The organism is Candidatus Aenigmatarchaeota archaeon, assembly GCA_016932615.1.
GTDB lineage: Archaea > Aenigmatarchaeota > Aenigmatarchaeia > QMZS01 > QMZS01 > JAFGCN01.
This window is the reverse complement of record JAFGCN010000007.1, coordinates 125,833-146,483: the sequence shown is the minus strand read 5'-3', so window position 1 is coordinate 146,483 and position 20,651 is coordinate 125,833. Positions and strand designations below refer to the sequence as shown.

Annotated in this window: 27 protein-coding genes and 4 tRNA genes; 22 read left to right on the top strand and 9 right to left on the bottom strand. The window is 46.2% G+C overall.

Features of this window, described 5'->3' with window-relative positions:
- Positions 1–15 precede the first annotated feature (15 nt).
- Positions 16–357: a hypothetical protein gene (locus tag JW727_01810; protein ID MBN2094756.1), complete on the bottom strand. Its 342-nt coding sequence runs from the start codon at positions 355–357 to the stop codon at positions 16–18.
- Positions 358–409: 52 nt separating this feature from the next.
- Between JW727_01810 and JW727_01805 the strand changes: the two genes are divergently transcribed.
- From JW727_01805 to JW727_01795, 3 genes are all read left to right on the top strand, one after another.
- Positions 410–1,123: a glucose-6-phosphate isomerase gene (locus JW727_01805; GenBank protein ID MBN2094755.1), complete on the top strand. Its 714-nt coding sequence runs from the start codon at positions 410–412 to the stop codon at positions 1,121–1,123.
- A 14-nt stretch (positions 1,124–1,137) separates the two neighbouring features.
- Positions 1,138–1,389, top strand: a complete 252-nt coding sequence (locus JW727_01800) for a hypothetical protein (protein ID MBN2094754.1) — start codon at positions 1,138–1,140, stop codon at positions 1,387–1,389.
- An 89-nt stretch (positions 1,390–1,478) separates the two neighbouring features.
- The gene (locus JW727_01795) at positions 1,479–3,356 is read left to right on the top strand and encodes a hypothetical protein (protein ID MBN2094753.1); all 1,878 of its coding nucleotides are present in this window, start codon (positions 1,479–1,481) and stop codon (positions 3,354–3,356) included.
- 51 nt (positions 3,357–3,407) lie between these two features.
- Here the strand turns inward: JW727_01795 and JW727_01790 are convergent, their stop codons facing one another.
- The 3 genes from JW727_01790 to pgk form a co-directional block, all read right to left on the bottom strand.
- Complete coding sequence (locus JW727_01790) at positions 3,408–3,893, bottom strand: hypothetical protein (GenBank protein MBN2094752.1); 486 nt, start codon at positions 3,891–3,893, stop codon at positions 3,408–3,410.
- A 39-nt stretch (positions 3,894–3,932) separates the two neighbouring features.
- On the bottom strand, positions 3,933–6,668 hold the full coding sequence (locus JW727_01785) for a cation-translocating P-type ATPase (protein ID MBN2094751.1): 2,736 nt from the start codon (positions 6,666–6,668) through the stop codon (positions 3,933–3,935).
- An 83-nt stretch (positions 6,669–6,751) separates the two neighbouring features.
- Positions 6,752–7,963 carry a phosphoglycerate kinase gene (gene pgk, locus JW727_01780; GenBank protein MBN2094750.1) on the bottom strand — a complete coding sequence of 404 codons (1,212 nt, stop codon included), beginning with the start codon at positions 7,961–7,963 and terminating at the stop codon, positions 6,752–6,754.
- A gap of 42 nt (positions 7,964–8,005) precedes the next feature.
- On the opposite strand from pgk, the gene JW727_01775 reads away from it, so the two are divergent.
- Both JW727_01775 and JW727_01770 read left to right on the top strand, forming a co-directional pair.
- Positions 8,006–8,182 (top strand) — tRNA-Ser (locus JW727_01775).
- A gap of 169 nt (positions 8,183–8,351) precedes the next feature.
- The gene (locus tag JW727_01770) at positions 8,352–8,951 is read left to right on the top strand and encodes a hypothetical protein (protein MBN2094749.1); all 600 of its coding nucleotides are present in this window, start codon (positions 8,352–8,354) and stop codon (positions 8,949–8,951) included.
- Here the strand turns inward: JW727_01770 and JW727_01765 are convergent, their stop codons facing one another.
- Positions 8,952–9,554: a YIP1 family protein gene (locus JW727_01765; GenBank protein ID MBN2094748.1), complete on the bottom strand. Its 603-nt coding sequence runs from the start codon at positions 9,552–9,554 to the stop codon at positions 8,952–8,954.
- Positions 9,555–9,648: 94 nt separating this feature from the next.
- Between JW727_01765 and sepF the strand changes: the two genes are divergently transcribed.
- The 7 genes from sepF to JW727_01730 all read left to right on the top strand — a co-directional run bounded on the left by sepF (position 9,649) and on the right by JW727_01730 (position 13,208).
- A complete protein-coding gene (sepF, locus tag JW727_01760) occupies positions 9,649–10,005 on the top strand; it encodes a cell division protein SepF (GenBank protein MBN2094747.1) in 357 nt (118 codons plus the stop codon).
- Positions 10,002–10,136: a DNA-directed RNA polymerase subunit P gene (locus tag JW727_01755; GenBank protein MBN2094746.1), complete on the top strand. Its 135-nt coding sequence runs from the start codon at positions 10,002–10,004 to the stop codon at positions 10,134–10,136. The genes sepF and JW727_01755 overlap by 4 nt, the downstream gene beginning before the upstream one ends.
- Positions 10,137–10,161: 25 nt before the next feature.
- Positions 10,162–10,590, top strand: a complete 429-nt coding sequence (locus JW727_01750; protein MBN2094745.1) for an HIT family protein — start codon at positions 10,162–10,164, stop codon at positions 10,588–10,590.
- A gap of 26 nt (positions 10,591–10,616) precedes the next feature.
- The gene (locus tag JW727_01745) at positions 10,617–11,654 is read left to right on the top strand and encodes an HIT domain-containing protein (protein MBN2094744.1); all 1,038 of its coding nucleotides are present in this window, start codon (positions 10,617–10,619) and stop codon (positions 11,652–11,654) included.
- A gap of 3 nt (positions 11,655–11,657) precedes the next feature.
- Positions 11,658–12,224, top strand: coding sequence for a hypothetical protein (locus JW727_01740; GenBank protein ID MBN2094743.1), 567 nt, complete (start codon positions 11,658–11,660; stop codon positions 12,222–12,224).
- Positions 12,225–12,246: 22 nt separating this feature from the next.
- Positions 12,247–12,565 (top strand) — tRNA-Met (locus tag JW727_01735).
- A gap of 34 nt (positions 12,566–12,599) precedes the next feature.
- A complete protein-coding gene (locus JW727_01730) occupies positions 12,600–13,208 on the top strand; it encodes a hypothetical protein (GenBank protein ID MBN2094742.1) in 609 nt (202 codons plus the stop codon).
- A gap of 44 nt (positions 13,209–13,252) precedes the next feature.
- Here the strand turns inward: JW727_01730 and JW727_01725 are convergent, their stop codons facing one another.
- Positions 13,253–13,909, bottom strand: coding sequence for a hypothetical protein (locus JW727_01725; GenBank protein ID MBN2094741.1), 657 nt, complete (start codon positions 13,907–13,909; stop codon positions 13,253–13,255).
- A gap of 26 nt (positions 13,910–13,935) precedes the next feature.
- Between JW727_01725 and JW727_01720 the strand changes: the two genes are divergently transcribed.
- The 3 genes from JW727_01720 (at position 13,936) to JW727_01710 (ending at position 15,436) form a co-directional block, all read left to right on the top strand.
- Complete coding sequence (locus tag JW727_01720; GenBank protein ID MBN2094740.1) at positions 13,936–14,298, top strand: hypothetical protein; 363 nt, start codon at positions 13,936–13,938, stop codon at positions 14,296–14,298.
- 95 nt (positions 14,299–14,393) lie between these two features.
- The gene (locus JW727_01715; protein ID MBN2094739.1) at positions 14,394–15,053 is read left to right on the top strand and encodes a hypothetical protein; all 660 of its coding nucleotides are present in this window, start codon (positions 14,394–14,396) and stop codon (positions 15,051–15,053) included.
- Positions 15,050–15,436 carry a hypothetical protein gene (locus JW727_01710; GenBank protein MBN2094738.1) on the top strand — a complete coding sequence of 129 codons (387 nt, stop codon included), beginning with the start codon at positions 15,050–15,052 and terminating at the stop codon, positions 15,434–15,436. Before JW727_01715 ends, JW727_01710 begins: the two co-directional genes overlap by 4 nt.
- A 66-nt stretch (positions 15,437–15,502) precedes the next feature.
- Here the strand turns inward: JW727_01710 and JW727_01705 are convergent, their stop codons facing one another.
- Positions 15,503–16,762 (bottom strand): histidine--tRNA ligase, encoded by a 1,260-nt coding sequence (locus JW727_01705; protein ID MBN2094737.1) that lies wholly within the window; start codon positions 16,760–16,762, stop codon positions 15,503–15,505.
- A 392-nt stretch (positions 16,763–17,154) separates the two neighbouring features.
- Between JW727_01705 and JW727_01700 the strand changes: the two genes are divergently transcribed.
- Positions 17,155–17,466 (top strand): hypothetical protein, encoded by a 312-nt coding sequence (locus JW727_01700; protein ID MBN2094736.1) that lies wholly within the window; start codon positions 17,155–17,157, stop codon positions 17,464–17,466.
- A 6-nt stretch (positions 17,467–17,472) separates the two neighbouring features.
- Here JW727_01700 and JW727_01695 read toward each other — a convergent pair whose 3' ends face one another.
- Positions 17,473–18,114, bottom strand: coding sequence for a ChbG/HpnK family deacetylase (locus JW727_01695; protein ID MBN2094735.1), 642 nt, complete (start codon positions 18,112–18,114; stop codon positions 17,473–17,475).
- Positions 18,115–18,161: 47 nt separating this feature from the next.
- Here JW727_01695 and JW727_01690 point away from each other — a divergent pair, with 47 nt between their 5' ends.
- From JW727_01690 to JW727_01670, 5 genes are all read left to right on the top strand, one after another.
- Positions 18,162–18,536, top strand: coding sequence for a hypothetical protein (locus JW727_01690; GenBank protein ID MBN2094734.1), 375 nt, complete (start codon positions 18,162–18,164; stop codon positions 18,534–18,536).
- Between the two features lie 65 nt (positions 18,537–18,601).
- Positions 18,602–18,799, top strand: a tRNA-Ser gene (locus JW727_01685).
- Between the two features lie 24 nt (positions 18,800–18,823).
- Positions 18,824–19,081: a hypothetical protein gene (locus JW727_01680; protein ID MBN2094733.1), complete on the top strand. Its 258-nt coding sequence runs from the start codon at positions 18,824–18,826 to the stop codon at positions 19,079–19,081.
- An 11-nt stretch (positions 19,082–19,092) separates the two neighbouring features.
- The gene (locus tag JW727_01675) at positions 19,093–19,452 is read left to right on the top strand and encodes a hypothetical protein (protein MBN2094732.1); all 360 of its coding nucleotides are present in this window, start codon (positions 19,093–19,095) and stop codon (positions 19,450–19,452) included.
- Positions 19,453–19,480: 28 nt separating this feature from the next.
- Positions 19,481–19,693, top strand: coding sequence for a hypothetical protein (locus JW727_01670; protein MBN2094731.1), 213 nt, complete (start codon positions 19,481–19,483; stop codon positions 19,691–19,693).
- 52 nt (positions 19,694–19,745) lie between these two features.
- Here the strand turns inward: JW727_01670 and JW727_01665 are convergent, their stop codons facing one another.
- Entirely contained in the window at positions 19,746–20,345 is a 600-nt protein-coding gene (locus tag JW727_01665; GenBank protein ID MBN2094730.1) for a hypothetical protein, read from the bottom strand.
- A gap of 50 nt (positions 20,346–20,395) precedes the next feature.
- Between JW727_01665 and JW727_01660 the strand changes: the two genes are divergently transcribed.
- A tRNA-Lys gene (locus tag JW727_01660) sits at positions 20,396–20,640 on the top strand.
- Positions 20,641–20,651 lie beyond the last annotated feature (11 nt).

Genomic DNA, 20,651 nt, shown 5'->3' with positions numbered 1-20,651 from the left:
TTCTCCGGAATTCACCTAAAGGTATCGCTTGAGGTCGTAAATCTTCTTGTCCTTTAGCTCTTTCCAGTATTTTTTGTCCCTTTCTCCTGCCCGAAGGTGGCTTTTTTCGACCATCTGCACTGCGCGGGAATATTTTTTCTCAAGGTCAAGCGTGCCGTATCCTTCGGGGTCGGCTTTTTTTATCTCGACAAGAGCGTCGCGCATTTCAGAGAGCCGGAACCTGTCGTCCGCTGTGGTTTCAGTTGAAAGCGAGCTTTGGAGATCCTTAAAAGACCGGTTAAACCTATTTTTGAATTTTCTTAGCGCAAAGAAATTCTTGATTTTTCTCAGGCCTGGAACTTTTTTGAAAAATTGCATAACCCTCTTTAGGATTATTTTTAATAAAGCATTTTATTAGAATAGTAATATTATGCTTTGGCAACTTGATGAAACAAAAAACAGGGTTGTTGACATAAGGCGCCTATCCGACATGAAGGAACTGGTTTTTGATAAGGGATGGCTTGAGAACAACTGGGCGCAAAAATCCACGGCTCCGGTTTATTATATCTATCGCAATATCTTCAAAAAGGAAGATGCTTCCAGGATAAAGCAGTCAGGTCTAAGGTACAACATTACTGTTGTCCCCGGGCAGATGCTGGGGGAAGAGTATACAAAGACATTCGGCCACTACAACCCTATAGCAGTGGATGAATATAGCTTTCCGGAGGTTTACCAGGTTCTGGAGGGCGAAGCGATTTTTCTCATACAGAAGGTGGATAATTTCAACCAAAATAACATTCAGGATGTCGCTTTTGCAAAAGGCAGAGTGGGTGAAGTTTTTGTCGTGCCGCCAAACTACGGCCACATTATAATAAATCCTTCGCCAAAAAGGCGCCTTGTGCTGGCAAGCTGGGTGGCCGATGGATTTACTTCAATTTACGAGCCGATAAAGCGGCTTTGCGGCGGCTCTTACTTTTTCACGAAGGACGGTTGGGTCAAGAACCACCGCTACGGGCTTGTTCCGGATATAAGGCAGATAAAATGCAAGAAGCTGGATGACATCTATGGCTTTGCGGCGGACCTTGAGAAGCTTGCGTTTCTTAAAGACCCTTCGATCCGGCTATCGGGATCCGGCGTCCAGTAATTTTTGCTTATCCCATGAGAGACATAATCAAGCTTAGGGTAAAAGAGCAGGAGTTTGAGGTTCCTTCAGGGATACGGCTCGACACCGCCTGCTGGAGAGTCCTTAACACCAGCATAACTCCGGACATCGCTGAAGTTTTAAGGTCAATCGGCACGATGGGCTTCAAGAAGGCCAGAGGAATGGAAGTGCCAAAGGTGCGGCTTAACGGGAAGTTCGTGGATGTTGACGCAAAACTCACGCAGGATTGCGAAGTTGATTTGGGATAGGTGCCCTTGCCTTTCTATTAAGCTACTTTAGAATTTTTCCAAATTCCTGGAAGCGAAATAATGCCGATTGTTAAAATAAGGAATATATTATGGAAAAACCGCCCGAGATGCAGCAGGATTCCGCTGGCCTTCAAGCCGAAGGAGAATTTTTGAGGGAGCTTAAAGGCCTTTCGGAAAAGATTGGTGTCCCGGGCGGAGAGATCGCAAGGATTTTTTTGTCCTCTCTTATGCCGCACCAGCTTGTTGTGGATGTTGCTGAGTCTGGAGGCAGGAATACGCAGGTTGTACTTGAGGAGCTTAAGCGCCAGCGCCTTTTAAGCCACATAACCGAAGACGTTATGTCGGAAAAGCCAAAAGAGTTCTCTGGTGATGCCGGGCTGGATGAATTGGCAAATCTTATCCGGGAGGCAGCACAGGAGCAGGATGTCAGTGCGGATCGGATAGTGGATATATTTATTAATTCGATCGAGCAGGCAGTGTTCATGGAAAAGCTTGCGCTTTCAAGTTTCAAGGACCCCCGTGACTTGAGCCGGCTTCTAAAGGGCTTCCCGCTTTTTGTTCTCATCGGAACTTCCTATCGGCTGAAAAACCTCGAAAAGGAAGCGACAGGTGAAAAGATTCTGATTCGCGCCGAGGACCTGTTTGACAGCTCCGCACTGTCCTACACGGAAGGGCTGATTGAGATTAAAGTAACGTTTCCTGGAGAGGGGCTGGCAGTCGACAAGGGCATTTGGGAGGCAGTCCGGGACCATTTTGAGGCAGTGGCAAATTCAACTGCCAAAAGAAGCTACAATTACCGGGGCGGCGTGATGAAGTATTTTGAAGAGGAGTTCAAAAAAGAGAAGCAGTTCTATGAAGAATACCTGCAGAGAGAATTTTATTCCAAAGGCCTCAAAGTGGATTACCTGATTTCTTCCGGAATAGGGGGAAACGAGCTTTTCTCTCATGGGCTTGCGGCAATCCATCGGTTGTCGGGGGACACTGCAGTGAAGTGGATTGTTATTGACAGCCCCGGAGATATAAAGAACCTGCCAAAAGAAGCAAACAATGACAATACCCTGGTAATCGAATTCAGCCGGAGCGGAGAAACGCAGGAAACGCTCAAGATAGTGGAGCTTACCTGCCGGAGGTTTACGAGAAGAATTGCTTACGCAAACAAGGGCCCCCTGAAGGAGTTTGCTGAATTCCTTAAAGTGCAGAGAGGACTTCCTGTTGAAGTAAGAGGCATCGAGGCACGGATAGGTGGGCGGCTTATGAGGCGCCTTACTCCAATGACATATGGGCCAATGATTCTGGCGGGAATGGACGCTGAAAAATATGCGCGCATTACCGACAAGTATGACCTGCTGCTTGATTTTTCGAATAAGGAGAAGGGGCTTGCCGTGGGCCTTGCGCGCTTTTTGTTTGTGTGTGTTGTCCTGGGAAAAAGGCATGACCTTAGCTGCATGTACAACAATAGGGAACTATTAAAGCCGACCTTTTATGAGCTAAGGCAGCTTTTCATGGAGGGTGCAAACAAGAAACCCGAATATCCTCTTGTGATGAACTTCAATGAGTTTCCCCGGGACGCTCATGTTTCTATGGAGGGCGTGTTTGCCCAGAGCCATTGCCAGGTAGCTCTTGGGCTTGTATCCAGAAGGTCCGGGAGCTCTGAAGACGAAACAAAGCTCCTGGAGGAGGATCTTCACGATAAGCTTCACCTCGGGCTTGACATAAATGATATAGAATATTGCCTTGCGCACCCGAATATATTGAAGTGCCAGGGTGTAATGCCTACAATCTCGATAGAGATTGATAAGATGGGCCTGGAAGTTGCTTCTGCCCTTTCCTGCCTTTGGGAGGACCTGGTCGTGCACTACTGCGCTATAACCGGGCAGGACCCAAATTCGAATTCGGAGGTAAAACATGTCAGGGAAATTACCGGCCGCCTGCTGGAGCAAAAGGCGACAGGAAAAGCCCGGCGCTAGTTCTGCCTGAATGCCAGCACTCAATAAGCAGGATGGAGATTTGAAAGGCATCTATTGCGGAAAAGCAAAGCCCTGCCCATCTTCGGGTTCCGTGGCGGCATTCCCGCCCTCTGCTGAGCTTTCATTTCCGGTATTTCCCGGGCTACCGAAGTTATTCATTGGACCGTTTAGTATGTAGTCCTTCAGGAGAACCTTTAGCTTTCTGAGCAGCTTTTCGCACCTTTCGATATGCAGGGTAAGCATCGGCTCATCACCAGAGCTTCTGGCGCGGTTTGCGTAGATTACCTCAAGGGAAGATATCTCCGGGTTGCTTATGTCCCCCCTTTTCAGGAATCTGTATAGGAACGCTTTCGCCCCGGCAATGTCCCGCACATCCATTCCGTCCATGGCCCCCAGTGCAGAGATTATTGTCAGGTTGGCCTTCCAAAGATAGTTGCATGCTTCGGCAAAGTCACGCCGGCCATATGCCCTCTGAAAGCTTTCGTAAAGATAGTCTGCGTTTCTTTCCTTAACCCTAAGGTCATTTGCAGCATCCATAATAATTTCTTATTTATTGGGTATGCCAAGGTTTAAGGATTATTTTCCTGCTTCCCTTTTTGCTCTGCCGTCAGGCATGGCGTATTTGCTTGCTTCCATCAGGACAAACCCAAGAGACGAAAAACCGACAATCTTTATCCAGTCTGCAGCAGCCAGGGAAACCGTGCCGAATACCGCCTGAAGTGGCCCCCAATAAACTACTGCGGCCTGTATTCCCACGGAGAGAATTATCGTGCAGAGCAGGTATTTGTTTGAAAGTAGGTTTAGGTGCTTTATGGAAGGGTAAAGTGTCCTGCTGCTGATTACCGCGAACATCTGGAATATGACTAGCGTCGTAAATGCAACGGTTTGCGCCTTTATAAGCCCTTCTCCAAGGTACGCCTGGAACATTACCAGTGTGCCGATTCCCATTATCAGCCCGAATGCCACAATCGACAGGTACATCCTGTTGCTGATTGGCTTCTCCTTTGGGTTTCTCGGAGGCCTTTTCATCGCCCTTTCATCATTCGGCTCAAAGCCGAGGCCGAGGGCGGGGAGGTTATCTGTCAGCATGTTCATGAGCAGTATCTGAAGGGGTATCATCGGGAGGGGGAGCTTCAGAAGTATCGAGCTGAAGACTGCAGTTATCTCGCCCATATTGCAGGCAAGGAAAAACTTTGCCGACCGGATTAAGCTGTCATAGATGTTCCTTCCGGTTTCTATCGCCTTTACTATTGTTGCAAAATTGTCATCCACAAGCGTTGCATCTGCAACTTCTTTTGCAACGTCCGTTCCGGTTATGCCCATGGCAATGCCGATATCTGCTTTTTTGAGAGCTGGCGCATCGTTAACACCGTCCCCAGTCATCGCAACTATATGGCCTTTTTTCTGCAGCGCCTGAACGATTCGAAGCTTTTGCACGGGAAGGGCCCTGGCAACAATTCTTACACTCTCAATTTTAGCTTCAAGCTCCCCGTCAGTTATTGTGTCCAGTTCTTCCCCGCTTATTACAATGTCGCCTTCTCCAAACAGGCCAATCTTCTCTGCTATTGCCTTTGTAGTCAGGGCGTGGTCGCCCGTAATTATCATTACCTTTATTCCTGCTTCCCTGCACTTGGCTATTGCCTCTTCCACTCCTTCTCTTGGTGGGTCTATCATGCCGACAAGGCCCATAAACACCAGGTCTTTTTCAACTTCGTTTTCGCTGGTGTGCTGGCCTTCCTGAATCTCGCGAAACGCAAAGCCCAGGACTCTCAGGGCTTTTTTGGCAAAGCTTGTGTTGACGCCCATTATGCGCTCCCGGTCTTTTTCTGTAAGTTCCCTGCAGCTTCCGTTTTCATATATTCGGCTGCACTTTTTCAGGAGAAGGTCTGGCGCTCCCTTGATATATGCTTCAAGCTTGCCAGTTTCTTTGTCTTTGAAGATGACCGACATTCTTTTTCTGTCGCTGTCAAATGGAAGTTCACTTACCTTTATCAGATTTTCCTCGTAATGCTTTTCGTCAAGAAGCCCTTTTCTGGCAAGCGCTATGAGGGAGCCCTCTGTGGGGTCGCCGATTATCTCGTAACCTTCCCTGGTTTTGTTAAGCTTTGCGTTGTTGCAAAGAAGCCCGATTTTCAGAAGCCCTTCAAGCTTTTTGGGGTCGATTTCTCCTTCGTTGGAAATGAACTTTCCTTCCGGCTGGTAGCCAGAGCCGGTAACGCTTAAGGTGGCTTGGTTGAAGTATATGTCTGTTACTGTCATCTGGTTTTTGGTTATTGTCCCGGTTTTGTCTGAGCAGATTATTGTGGCAGAGCCGAGACTTTCCGCAGCGGGGAGGCTTTTGATAAGCATGTTTTCTTTTGCAAGCTGCTTCGTGCCTCTGGAAAGGCCAATTGTAACAACTAGCGGAAGAGAGTTCGGAACTGTGGAGACCATAAGGGCTACCGAAAGGAGTATCATCTTCTCGATTGATGTGACCCCCTGAATAGAGCCGACGATTAAGACAAGTATTACGAGAAGAGCGGCTATTATTCCTATCTGTTTTGACAGCTCCTCGAACTTTCCCTGGAGAGGTGTTTTTGTGTCTCCGGTTTCCTGAAGCGACTGGGCGATTTTTCCAAACTCGGTTTTCATTCCTGTCGCTGTCACAACGGCAAGCCCATTTCCGTAAGTGACGATTGTTCCCATGAAGGCCATATTCTCCTGGTCTGCAACAGACACCGGGCTTTCGTACTTGTCGGTTGTCTTGGATGATGGAACCGATTCCCCCGTAAGAGATGCTTCGTCTATCTGGAGCCCCGAGGACTTGATAAGGCGCGCATCTGCGGGTACAACGTCTCCTGCTTCAAGGACAATTATATCCCCAGGAACGACTTCTCTTGCAGGAATTCTTAGTTCTTTGCCGCCTCGCATGACTCTTGCCATGGGTGAGGATATTTTTTCGAGCGCCTGGAGGGCTTTATCCGCTTTGTACTCCTGAAAAAATCCTAGAATGGCATTAAGAAGTATTATTGCAAAAATCGCGGCTGAGTCCAGAATCTCCCCAATGAACAGTGAAAGTATGCCTGCTCCGACAAGGAGGAGGACAAGAGGGCTTTTGAACTGGCTGATGAATATCAGGAGCGCTTTGTGCTTTTTCTTTTTCTGCAGCTCGTTGTAGCCGTATTCTGCGAGCCGATTTTTCGCTTCTTCCTCGCTAAGCCCTTTCTCTGAGCTTTTGAATCGGCTTATAACTTCAGATGGCTCTAGCACGCAGTAGTCTGCAATTTCCTTTTTCGGTGCAGGCTCCCTGGGGGGAACTATTTCCTCCGGCATACATAATATATTGCCTAGTTTTACAGATAAGGCCTATAAGGTTAATATTTGGAATCAGAGATTCTGAAAAAAGGCCTGCTGGCTTAGAACTTCCTGCAGCTTTCCTTTAGCGCAGCTATCCCAGGAAGCTCGGTTCCGCTGAGGAATTCGACAAATGCCCCCCCGCTTAAGCTTATGTAAGTGAACGCAGCGGGGTCAATTTTGAGCTTTTCCAGGCAGTCAATGGAGTTTCCGCCCCCGATGAGGGAAATGCACTCAGAGTCAGCAATCGCCTCGAAGAGTTTTTTTGTCCCCTCTTCAAAGCCCGCCCTTTCATAAGTTCCCGCAGGCCCTTTCATGCAAACAACATTTGCCTCGGAAATTATTTTCGAGTAGAGGGCTATTGTCTTGCTTCCGATGTCAAGTATTGGCTCTTCCACGGGCAGGTCTTTTATTTCAATCTCGGCGCGCTTTCCGTTTCTTTCAACTGCGACGTCAACGGGGTAGAGAATACTTTCTTCCTTTGCAAATGGGGCAATGTCTTTCAGGTAGTCTAGGTACTTTTTTTCTTTTAAAAACTCTTCGCTTTTTCCCAGCTTGTAGCCGCGTGACATCAGTATCAGGAGAGAAATGACGCCTGTCGTCAGGACGGTTTCGATTCCTTTTCCGTAAAGCCGGTTTATCAGGTTTATCGGCTCGGTTGGCTTTGCCCCGCCAAGCACGACCACATCATTTTTCGAAAACTGTATTTCCCGCAGGAACCTTTCCAGGAATTCGTACTCCTTGTAGAAAACCGGCCCTGCAATTGAAGGGATAAGCGTTGAAAATCCGACTACGCTTGCGTGAGCCCTGTGTGCAACCGAGAAAGCATCGAGGATGAAGCAGTCGAGAAGGGGAGCCAGCTTTGAAGGAAGGGCGCTTTTTGCGTGCTCCTCTGATGAAAGTTCTTTTGTTTCGTCGTCGAAGCTTCGCACATTGTCAAGAAGCGCAACTTCACCTTCCTTAAGCTCCCTTATGCCTGAGAAGTCTGAGTCAAGCTTTATGAACCTGACGGGCTGGCTGAGGTGCTTTTCAAGAAGATTTGCGTGGTCTTCGAGGGAAATGAAGTCCTCGTCACCCTTTCTCCCTTGGTGCGCCAGCAAAATGACTTTAGCGCCGCTTTCAGAGAGGTGTTTTATGGTCTTTGCGTGGTCGATGAGCCGGGGGGTTTCTGAAATGGTTTTCGTTTTTGGGTCATAGGGGAGGTTGAGGTCAACCCTAAGACCGACTGTCTTCCCCCTGTAGCTGAAATCTTCGAACTTCAGGAGTTCTGCCATAACTAAGCTAGGGATATAATTATTTTGCCTTAATTAGGTTATGCTGGGGTGGCCGAGCGGTTAAGGCGCATGCCTGCTAAGCATGTTCCCTTTGGGAGCCCGGGTAAAGACCTTTCTTTATGAAAGAAAAGTCCTTAACGTCAAAAGAAAAACTATTCCGCTTCGCGAAATGGTCTGCAATTTGGCTGTAATTTCCGGTATCGAATCCCGGCCCCAGCGTAGCTCAAAAAGGGTTATTTTTGCGGAAAGCTTATGTTTTGCCTGCTTTGGGGTGAAGACCTTTTGACCAAATTAGCCCTTAAAGGGTTTCATCGAATCCCGGCCCCAGCGTATTAAAAATTTGGGCATTAGGAAATAACTACCTAAACGTATATTTTGGGGTATTCTTATGGCATTTGAAAAAGTAATCAGACCAAAGGATTTGCTCCAAAGTCTATTGGATCTGATGGACTATGGCGCAAGTTATAGCGGTTCTTGGGTAAGGATAAGAAATGGAGATTATGTAGATTTTTCCACCCAAAATTTTTTTGAGCAAATAGCTGTGCCGCTTCTGGCTGATGGCAAAAGACATGAATCAAACTTTGGAGTTTATTACAATTCAGACAGGATTAAACCTGTTGTAATGGGAAGCTTATATCTGGGGATATTTCCTGTAGAGGGTCTCCATATTTTTCCTGGAGAGAAGAGTTCGGAGTCATCAATCCAACTTGGAAATCAGGGCTTCTCTGATCCAGGCGTTTATTCTTTCATTTATTCGGGCAGGCCATTTCTCATGCCTGAGGGGGATAGTTTTATTTCCAGGGGTCTCATTTGGCTAGGCAATTACCACGATGGCGGAAATTTTAGAGGGGAGGCCATCGCTTCAGTTGAGGCAAATGGAAGCCAAAGAAGGTGTCATTTTCATGGGATGGGAGCTTCTGCAGATGTGCTTTATCGTACCCTAGAGGCCTATTTAAGGCGTGAGTTGCTGGAGGGAGAGAACATTTAGTTAAATTGTCGAATTGGTCAAAAATACGCTCATAGCGTCAGAGTTCATGAACTGCATGAGAAAGATTATCGAAACTGCAATGTATATGAGGTAAGGCACAGCAAACATCCAGATTGCCCGGTTCCTTTCGATTCCTTGAATTTTATGCGTCCCGGCAATTAAAAGAACGACGTGGTACGCCTCAGCAAGTACTGAAAAAAATGGAATCCAGCCGAAAAGAAAGCTGGGAGTCTTAGAGTAAGCATATATCTGATAGGTCTTTTCATATTCCTCTTTGCCTCCAAAAAGCATAATCCAGAGGTGGATTAGCCCTGCCATTAGAAAGCTTATGAGCAGGCCTGAGAAAAACATTATTGCGTACCAGGTGCCCACAATCTGCTGTGAAACTTCCTGCTGGGGGGCTGAGAATCCATAAGCATTCATTAGCGGCCCGTAAACATAGTCAAGAAGCATTTCATTTGCGGCAAAAGACATGACGGTTCCAAACAGGGACAATACAAAAAAGTAAGTAAACGCCTTCTTGAGCCCCTTTTCCTTCTTTATTTTGCTGAAGAACCGGCTGGGGTCTGAGATGACACCCCAACTCCGCCTGAAAATCTCCATAATTAGTATAGCCAATATAGTATATATTTTCAAGCCACTGGCCCACTCTGAATAAGCCCACCAGAAGGGGATATTTATATATTTAAGTATAGTTATGGTATTTGATCGAATCTTTGGTAGGCCATCACGCCAGGAGTCAGACAGCGATGAATATATTGATTTGGACAGCATTATCGAGGAGCCAAGGCAGCAGTCTGGAAAAATCCGGATTAGGATAGAAAAATTGACCGAATTTCGGGATTGTGAAAAGATTCTGAAGTACATCCGGGAAGGAAGCATAGTTTTGGCGGAGACACTCGAAATGAAAAACAAGGATGTAGGCGAGCTTAAAAGGTCAATCGAAAGGATAAAGAAGACGGTTACGGCGATAAACGGGGATATAGTAATGGGGCCTCAGTCAATCCTCATCGTTTGTCCTCCCAACGTAATGGTTTCAAGGATTAAAGAATAATGGGATATACATGCGTAAAATGTAAGGGCAAAGTAGAAAAAATTGAAGAGAGCGTAATCTGCCCGACCTGCGGTTTCAGGATACTAATGAAAGACCGAATCGGCGAAACCAAGACAATTCTAGCAAGGTGATGTTTTATTTGGCTTGTGATTTATTATGGACTGCCTGTTTTGCAGCATTATTTCGGGAAAAATCCCTGCCCTGAAGGTGGCCGAGGATGGGAGGTTTCTTGCGTTTCTTGACATCAGCCCTTCTTCCAGGGGGCACACTGTGATAATTCCGAAAAAGCATTATGCTTCCCTGCTGGATATGCCCCTTTCCGAAGCGGAAGGATACTTTGGATTTATCTATTCTCTTTCAAGCCAGGTGATGTCTGCTATGGGGACTGATGCTTGCAATATCGGGGCAAATGTTGGAAAGATTGCCGGCCAGGAGGTCCAGCACGTCCATTTCCATATAATTCCCCGTTATGCTGGTGATGGCGGAGAGTCGGTTCAGGCAATCGTTAAAATGCCCTTTCGTAAGGAAGACCTGCCCCAAATTGCCGAAAAAATCCGCGCATTTTCGCAAAAAAGCCCGCCCTGAATAGTTACTCTTAATCCATTTTAATTATGCCTGAAGAACAGCCAAGAAGCGCCGAAGATGCCCGGGGGGCCTGCCCTTTTTGCAAAATAGTGTCTGGAGAGATCCCTTCCAGGAAGGTTTATGAAGACGACCTCTTTGTAGGTGTCCTTGACATAAACCCCAAGGCACCGGGGCATACTCTCCTTATGCCAAAGGAGCATTATCCGATTCTGCCAATGGTTCCTGTCGAAACATTTGCCCGGCTGTTTACTGTAGCAAAAAATCTGGGCGGTGCTTCTGCAAGGGCAACCGGCGCTCCGAATCTGGATATTTTCATTGCAAACGGCGCAGTGGCGGGCCAGCAGTCGCAGCATTTTATGGTTCACCTGATTCCAAGCCCGGAGGGAGGCGGCTTTAGAGTTCCCGAAATCGTTCCGGACCCGGCAAAGCTTCAGGAAATATTTGAAATATTCTCCCATAACCTGCCGATAATGATCCAGAACCACTTCAAGCGAAATCCAGGCCTAAAGCCAGGTTTGGAAGCAAAAAGCGACCCCATACCGCGGTATGCAGACACTAAAGTTATCTATGACGATACTGCGGCCTTGGCGATTATGTGCAAGGGTGCGCTTGGCCACGTGAAAGTTTATGCGAAGGGAGAGGTTGCCAAAGTCGGGGAACTGTCCGACTCTGAAGCAGTCCACCTGTTTTATGTTGCAAGCTTTGCCGCAACTGCCGCTTTTGAAGCACTCAAAGCGCAAGGCACGAACATAATTGCCGGCAATACTGAGAAGAGCTTCTGTATTGACGTTTTTCCAAGAGTTGAGGGAGATGGACTCAATTTTATGTGGAACCCTGCCCCTGCAGACCCTAGTGAGCTAGACAAGATTGCCGAAAAGGTGCGTTTCGAGATGGGCTCTGGTAAGGGAAGTGGGGAGAAAAAGGATGGACGGGGGGAAGAAAAACCGCCCGAAAGATCCTCGCCAAAGCCGAAGAGCCGGAAAAGCCCCGAGAGGGAATGGCAGGAGTTTAATCTTGCGCATCAGGATGACGTTTTTAATATAAGCGAAGTAAAGAATGTGTAGATTATGATGAAGACCGATGCTTTGGGGCTTATCGATGAGTTTCTTGAGAACTATTTCGAGGCGTTAAGCTCGATGTCCCGAAGCGTAAGGTGTGAGCGGGTAGGAGACAAGTGGCACTGTAGGATATATCCTTTTGGGGATATCGAGCAGAGGGTAAACTATCTCAATTCAATCTCCCGGGCTATTTCAAGCGAGATACCTAAGGCAAAAGACCCCCAGGTTTATGATAGGTTTTACCTTCTCTTTGACGTTATGTCCAAGATACTTTCAGAGCTTTCAAACACTGATGGCGGCTATGACAGCTCAAAAGTATGCCAGAGGTTTGTCTTTGACTGCGCTTACATCTGGGACAATCTTGCCTTTTACCTCTGCCTCAAAAGCCCGCGCATGGGCTACCAATTCAACCAGCTTTTCTCGGTCTACCACTCGTTTTTTACGAACCTGTCCCTGTTTTTTGACCCTCTCTACCATAAGGAGTTCTCTGAGGACACAATAGCAATGCTTCGAAGCGGCTTTGACGAGACAAAATGCGGGTTTATAAGGGACCTTGAGAAGGCAAATATATGTTAATCTTTTTCGTATAGCAAATTATGCCGGGGTGGCCAAGCGGTTAAGGCGCTGCGCTCATAAAAAGACTTTTCTTGCGAAGAAAAGTCCTTTACGTCAAAAGAAGCGGTTTCCCGCTTCGCGGTAATTCTACCGTTAAGTTGGCTAGCTAGTGAGCTTTGAGAGAAATCGATGAAAGTTTCGCGCTAAACTTGTCTTGAGAAACGCAGAGATCGAGGGTGAGCCCTTTCTTTCAGGGAAAGAAAGTGTTCAATTCCAAAGAAAGTAATTCCTGCTTCGCAGGCATATTACTGGGAAATTGGGTAAGAATAAGGCTTCCTCGAATTCAAATCCCTTCCCCGGCACTATTTCTATATACTTTCCTTAAGATATGATATTATGTCTGATTCCGGCAGTTCTTATGCTCCTCCCCCTGCAGCGGATGAAGGGGCTTATGGCTCAAAACCCCCTAGCGGTTCTGTATCCAGCGCCCTGAAGTGCGGTTATAAGACCCTTGTCAAGCAGACCGCGCTTCCCGCTCTTGCAATAACCGGCGCTCTTTTGGGGGCGGCTGGCGGGGAGGTAGTCGATAATCTGCCTTATTTGAGTACAGCGATACCCGATGCTCTTGTTATGATAACTCAATACATTAATCCTATTGGGGCATTTGCAACTTCCGTTGAGTCTAACCAGTCGGGAGGTTTGCAGGATACTTTGGCTTCTTATCTGGGGGGCATTGATCCTGAGAAGGCAGTAACTGCAACGGGGGCTGCAGAAGGTACAGGTATTAGTACCAGTACTGTGATAACCACACAGGGAATGGGTATGGATGAAATAGTTCGGCAGAGGATTACTGGGAATCTTGATAAAATTGGAGCTCTTCTGGGGCTGGTGTATGGAGGAAGCATGGCCAAAAGGTGCCTTGAGCGTTCGGATGCTTCCCAGAATTCCAAAATTGAAAGTAATGCAAAACTGTTTTCTGTAGGGGCAAAGGCAAAAGTTTACTGAGTGTTTTCATTGGTGTTATTTTTGGTAGTTTGCCGGACGTGGGTTTATAGGGGGTTTTTGTGTTTGGTTCTTGATTCAGCATAGGCGCCTGCCGCTGCGCTTGCTCCGGCAAGGCCTACCAGCCCGCCTGCACCTGCGGCCCTTACCTTTTCAACCATTTCCTGGGTAAAAATTGGGTCAACCAGATTATATTCCGGGTTGGCCTGGAAGATGTATGGATGCGCCTGCCTTTCCGCTTCAATAATCCTGTGCGCTTCCTCGGGGTCGGAATTCATGATGCTTGCGGCTTCTCCTACCTTGGCAAGGACAGATTTTTCGGCAACAGACACTTTTGTGCCCGCAAGCTCATTCTGGACTTTATCCAAAAGCCCGGGGTCAGATCCGTCTGTTTGCATATTGTCGGAGGCCGCTTCCATTATCTGCCGGTATTCTGCAGAGGTCACACGGTCAATCCCTCCGGTGTGCTTAAGCGTTTCAATCATTGTTTCGTCCATTCCCTGGATCTGGCTTATCGAGTAAGCAATGCCGGCAGCCCCGACTGCAAGAGGAAGAACCCATTTTTTGCTTCCGGATTTTTTTGGGGAAAGCTTTGAGTACATGCCGCTTGAATACGAAGAACTTTCTTTTGCGCTACTCTTTCCAGACGATTCGTAAGCATTCTGGACAATTGTGCTGTTAGAATAGAGTGGCTTTTTGTCCATATATTAGGATTGTATTTGTTATAATTATGGCAAAGCCAAAAGTATCAAAGGTTGCTAAAGCGCCCAAGCCTTCTGTAAGTGTACCTCCGGCATCCACAAGCAATAGCGTTTTTTCGAGCAGCTACTCCGCGAGCATAGAGGCAATAGACAAGGTTGAAAGGGAAGGCGGCGTTGAAAATTTGAAAATCGCCAAGGAAATATCCGATACCTGGGTGGATTATTTTAAGGCGCTCAGGACCTTGGTCGAGAAAAACTCAAAAGGCGATAAGGCGGGCGTTGCAGTTGCAAATGCCTACATAGAAAGCCAGGTCAAGCTTTTTACACTGAAATCAAAGGAGCTTAAAAAGGAGATTGCTAAGAAAGGCGCCAAAAAGAAAGCCAAGAAATAGCTGTAAGGGATTTTATTTTTGGATTCTGAAAGTTTTGAAGTATGATTTTTCCGATTTCGAAAGGACGCTATATATATATCAGGAAAGGTATATTTATGATAAATCTAGAAGACTTAGGAGAAGCATATAAAGTGGTTAATTGCGCCTTTGAGAACTTAAATGTAGAACCTTTGAAGGACGCAGCAGCAGGAGCTAAAGACACATTGGTTCAGGGATACGATCAGGCAAGGCCAGTGGTTGACGGCGCTATCGGTCATGGCAAAGTGGCTGCAGAAGCATACGGCAACCTTGAGTCGAGTTATGAAACTGTCCAGGAATTAGAAGGAGCTTACATGATGGAGCCACCTGGAGAAACAAAGGAAGCGCTTGGCAATGCCTTATTGGCTCGCCTTGACCAGTCAGGACAATATGCCCAAACAACGATTGAAGAAGGTATAGCTTCAGCTGAAGGATTCGAGGAGACCAAGCGTATTGCAGATGGGGCGATAGGCAGCGCAAAAGAGCAGCTTTCTCAGGGCTTTAGGGAAACCTATGGCAGCATAGCTGGTACTGGAATAGATACCCATGCTGGTGAAGTAGTTCCGGTTGGATTCAAAGGCGCAATGAATGCTGTGCCCTCTGCTATGACTTATGGAGAAGCACTTGACGCAGGTGATTCTTTTGCAACAGCATTGAGCGGTCTTGAAGTGAGTCCAGAAATGAGGGAGCAACTTTATGCAGCATCCCCCGCAGTGGTAAGCAAGGGCGCAGTATGAAACTAAAAACCCTTTCCCCGAAAAAGCATGCATCAGCTAAGAAGCAAGCAGCAAAGCTAAAGATTCCTTCAAGCGATGCCTGCCTTAAGGCAGCACCGGATTCAGGAAGGCCGTTCATGATGGCGGTAAACAAGTACAACTACGAGCTCACCTGCCTTGTAAGCTCCATCTTCCTTGCAGAATCAAAGAGCGACAAGAGGACCCTTCTTTTGGCAAAAAAGATCGTAAAGAACTGGAGTGAATACTTCAACGCACTTGGAGTCGTGATAAAGAAGGAATGCGGGTCATCCCTTCCAAGCACGAAGCTCACGCTCGACTACCTCAAAGTCCAGGTAAGCTTCCTTCAGGTCGTAGACCAGGAGCTTGACCATATGCTCAAGTAGTTTAGAACACACCTTTGATTTTTTTACATTTGTTTCAAGTTATTTTTCTGGTTATCTCTAGACAGTCTATTTAAGGAGTTTTAGGGTATCTTTCAGCGCAACCGTTTTCTGCTCACTGGTTTCCATATTCTTTAGCGTGTAAAGGCCTTTCTCGGCCTCGTCCTTTCCGATTATTGCGACAAATCTGGCTCCAATGTCTGAGGCATAAGCCATCTTCTTCTTGAAGTTGCTTCGCATTATCTCGATGTCGCACTTTATTCCTTCGGCCCTCAGGTTTTTTGCAAGCTCGACTGCGTTCTTCATGAAAGTTTCCTCGATTGGAAGAATCAAAACATCTAGCGGACTTTCTGTTTTCAGCTTGTCTCCTAGAATCTCCATAACCCTTTCAATCCCTATTGCCATCCCTGTCGCAGGAGTTGAAGGCGCGCCAAAGCTTTCCATCATCGTGTCGTACCTCCCGCCGCCTGCAATTGAGCCAAGGTCTTTTTCGCCAGGCACAACAGTCTCGAAAATAAAATCCGTGTAATAGTCAAGCCCTCTCATGAGAAGCAGGTCTATTTCTAGGTTATTTTTGTCAATTCCGAAGGATTTTGAGTAGTCAAGTATTTTCTCGAGATAGTCTATATCCTCTTTTGCAAAAGATGACAGTTCCTTTTTGGCCTCTTTCCAGGGCATCTTCGAAATATTCATGAATTCTTCTGCGTCTTTTTCCTTTTTGAAAAACCCTGAAAGCTCGTCAGCCCAGATTTTTTGGGGCATTTTTTCTTTCTTGTCAATAAGCCGGAAAAATCCGGTCTTGTCCTTGATAGAGTATTTGTCCGCGATTTTTGAAATCAGTTTTCGGGAATTTACCTTCATCGTGAAGTTTTCTATTCCGATTGCCTTAAGCGCATCATAGGTTATCGCAAGGATTTCCGCGTCAACAAGCTCGTCTTTTTTCCCCATGTTTTCTACGCCTGCCTGCCAGAACTCCCTTTGCCTCCCCTTTCTTGTGGCTTCATACCTCCACAGGTTTGCGACGTAGTACCACTTGATGGGCTTAGGCAGGTTGGGGTTTGCCATGAGTAGCCGTGGCATCACTATAGTCATCTCGAAGCGAAGGCCAAGCCATCTCTCGGACTTGTCCTGAAACCTGTAAATGTCCTTTATGTTTTCGTCGCCAATCCCGCCTTTTTTCTCGAAGACTTCAATATTCTCAAAGGCAGGGGTGCAGACTTCAGAGTAGCCGTACTTCTCGAAAACTTCCCGGATTCTATCCATCACGAATCGCCTTTTTCGCATCTCTGCCGGGAGGTAGTCCTTGGTTCCTTTTGGGGCTTGTAGCATAATATGCTTTAACTAGAAATATTGTCTCATTTTATGAATTCTGAGCAAAGGACGGGCTGGAGACGCTTATATGATGGAGAGATGACTCGCTGGTTTGCCCTTCCACACATTGATTCGAAGCTTTTAGGAGAAGATCAATCTTTTGCTTGGATGGGGGGCTGGCTTAAAGAAGATGGAGGCAAGAAGTATATGATTCCAGATACTCGAGGCGAAATACGCCTTTGGTTTGGGTTGTTGACGAAAACCAACAGCGATTCTCTGGAAAAGAGAGGATCTGCAGTCCAGATAGCCCAATTTATGCAAAGGTTGATCATATACCTGAAGATTGTATCTCAATAGGCCTTTCTCCGGATAGGGCTTCTCAGTTTTTTGAGAATCCATGGAATTTTTATTTGATAAAATATTCGAAGCTTTTGGATGAAGCGGGTCACGTACTGAACAAAAGAGGCAATGCCAAAATTAGCAAATTCACGAGCATCATGTCCCCAAAAGAAACCTTTGATTATTGCAGTGATTGGATTAGGGTTCTGTTTGACTTTCCAGAGGAGGGTCTAGAGGATATCGGATTCAATGGCTCTCGCCGGGACATCATAGATTATTTTGCGGGTTTTCAGGGCCTTGCAAAAACGTGCTCTGAAATCTATAATTTAAGCCATTTTTCCCTGCCCAGAAATAACCCCAAATATCTCCCTATTTCAAGATAGTTTTTTCTAAAGCTCCTTGTAGCTGATTACCTTGATATTTTTCTGCTGTTTAAGCCATTTATCCAGTAGGAGAAGGACGTAGTAATTGTTCTGCCTAATCTCATTAACTTTCGATTTGGAATCAGGGTCATATTCGCCAGGGTGGGTTATTATTTCGCACGATTCCCCATCTTTGGCCTTTTCAAGAAAATCCTTGCATTCTGAAAGATATAAGACCCAGGTTGGATTATAAAAAGCGGGGTGCGTTGTCATTTTTGCTTTTGTCTTGAAGCCATGGTTTCTTACGGGGAGCCCTTTTGACTTTGCAAATTCGCTCACAGTTTTTACAAAAGATTCATCACTAATTCTCTTGTGGAGGTCAATATGGCTAGGATTGAAGCCAAATATTTCCTTGAATTTTTTGTACTGGTTGTCCATATCTTCTTCTGTCGGCAGGCCTGAGGGAAATTCGATGTGAAGCCCGACCCCGATTCTTCCTGCCTTTTCAAGGGCGATTAGCCGCTTAATCTGCCTTTCCTGGGTTTTATAAAGCCTGTTGACCATCACCGTTGTTGATTTTATCACGCCTCTTTCAAGAAGGTCGAGTATTTTCTCATTGAATACGGGGCTATAGCCAAAGTCGTCAGCATTGATTATGAGCTTTATCATAATTCTAGTCGCTTTACATAGTTTCATATTTATTTTTTAGTTCTTGTATGGGAAAGATGGACTTAATGGAGTTGCCTGAATATGGCTCTAAGAAGCCGGGTAGGGTATTGCTTGAGAGTTTTTTTGATGGGGTTGGGCAAGGGGTATCTGGTATTGTCATGTCCCCTGAAACAAAAGGAAAATTTTTTGGAAAGAGCAAGGATTATTCAAAAGATATGTATGGTGAGATGGTTGTCAATACAATAACCCGAAGGGCAACTTTTGCAGGAACGTTTCTAACGCTTTCATACTACTCTGTTGACAATACGCCCTTAAAATATGCTTTTTTGAGTATGCTTGCCCTTCGGACTGCTGGAGAGCTTTATAATGGCCGTGGACATATAAAATCGGCGGCTAGGACGGCCAGGAGATATCTGAGATGAATCTCTGCACTAATAAGCTCTTTGTGCAGTTTATGATTATTTTCTTTTCTTGTGGATATGTTTATGCCGGGGTGGCAGAGCGGTTAATGCGCTGGTCTCGAATGAAGCTTTTCTTTGCAAAAGAAAAGCTTCAGGAGCAAAAGAAAGCAGTTTCGCGCTTCGCGAAATATTATTGACGCTTTCTACCTTCCTTTTGGGAAGTCGATTATTAAATGAGTAAACCAGTCCCGTGAGGGTCGTGAGTTCGAGTCTCACCCCCGGCGCTTATTTTTTATTGTATCTTAATAATGGGAAAGCCCCTTCGCTGCCGGCTTGGTTTCCACAAATGGGGAAGAGCGGCCGTTTCAGACCATGTAAGTTCTTCAAACGTCCAGGACTGGAAGCAGGGCTGCCTTCTTTGCAACAAGAAAATCGCCTGGTCTCAGCCAAAAGGATCTGACAAGATAGTTTACCCGAAGCATTCGGCAAAAAGAAATGAGGTGTGGGTTTTAGCGGTTATTGCGTTTATTCTCTCGCTTGTTATCTGGAAGGTTCTTACTAACTGATGGGCCGGGCTATGCGCTATCTGGGAAAGTTCGTCCGCCTTCTGGGGCTTCTGATTATGGTCTTTCCGATAATCTTCCCGATTATGGCCATTTTTTTCTTCTCTGGCGCATCTGTGATTGCCCTTTTCGCCGCATTTATACTCTTTCTTTTCATCTGCTCGTACCTTGGCGGAAAAGTCCACAACCTAGGGCTTGAAATCGAGCTTCACGAGAGGGGAATAGAAACGCCAACAAACCTTCGAAAGAAGCTTGAGCCGCTCCTGGGTGACCGCCCGCCTGAGCTTCAGGGGCTGGAGGTGCCGGAATCCCTGGCAAGGGTCAATATCGAGCCGGTGAATGCGGCTAAAAAGGCAGGAAGGAGGGGAAAATAATTGAAAGATTATTTGGGGGAGTTTCATTATGGGCAAATCCTTAAATCTCATCAGGGAAGGAGCAAACTGGGAAAATATCCTAAAGGAGATTATTCTTGAAGAAGGGCTTGAACCATGGAACCTTGATGCCCTCAGTATTTCTGAAGCTCTTTTCAGGCGTATAGAGGTGCTTGAAAGAGAGGGTTCTGTTGATGTAAGCAGGATGAAGGTGATTGTTGAGAGGCTTAGAGACTCGCGCTAGTAGCTGCCCGGAAGAAGGGCAAATGACCGATTATCTGGAGGGCGTTAAGAGTTTAGCTCTCATATACTCTAATTAGTCTCAGTCTTTCCTCTTCAGAGGGGTGATAGTCTATGGACGAGGCTATTACTCTTACCAGACGGTTCGTCTTTGCCCCTACAGTTAGCTCTTTGAGGGTGGCTTTGAGGGCATTGCTGGGTTTTTTAATGTTTAACTTATCCTTCATCTGAATGGCTGCCCATAGGTCAGCGTCTATTTCGTCCTGCTTCAACCAACTTTTAAAGTAGAACCACAAAAGTCCTAATATGAGTATGGACCATAAAATATGTGCCCCTGGCTGGAGTGCAATTTCCAAGTATCGGATTTGGTAATAATGGACCAAGGATAAGCCAATTAACCCGAGTAGGGGGGTCAGCAATAGTACTAGGTCGCTTCTTTGTTTGCTTTGGGCGTGATGGGCTTCGTGGAGTAAGGTGAAGATTAGTGCATTTTCGGCAATGGTAGCATACTTAGGGCTATAGCTGATTCTTTTTTGAATTCGGTCTATTGGACCGGAGCCGAAATTGGAGGTAAAGGTACTTTTTTCAAGTTTTAGCCAGACAGGTATCAGTTTCTTATCCTTTAACTTTTTGAATACCTTTTCTATCCTTTCCATAATAGTCGCTTCCCTGCAGAATTTAAAACTATCCTCCAAAGTATATAAGTGGGCCCGTAGCTCAGGCTGGTAGAGCACCGGACTTTTAAGGGCATTTCCGCCTTAAATAGGAGGCGGCTATGTCGAGTTTAAAAGTTTTGAGGGTATTAATATAATGCCCTATGACGACAGGTAAAAACGGTGCACAAAGATATCCGGGTGTCGCGCGAGAAAACATCTCCCAAAAAGGGGTGCTTGTCCGCGAATTCGAATAAGGATGTCCGAAAAGACGCCACCGAAAATCGCGTCGGGCCCAAAAAACATACC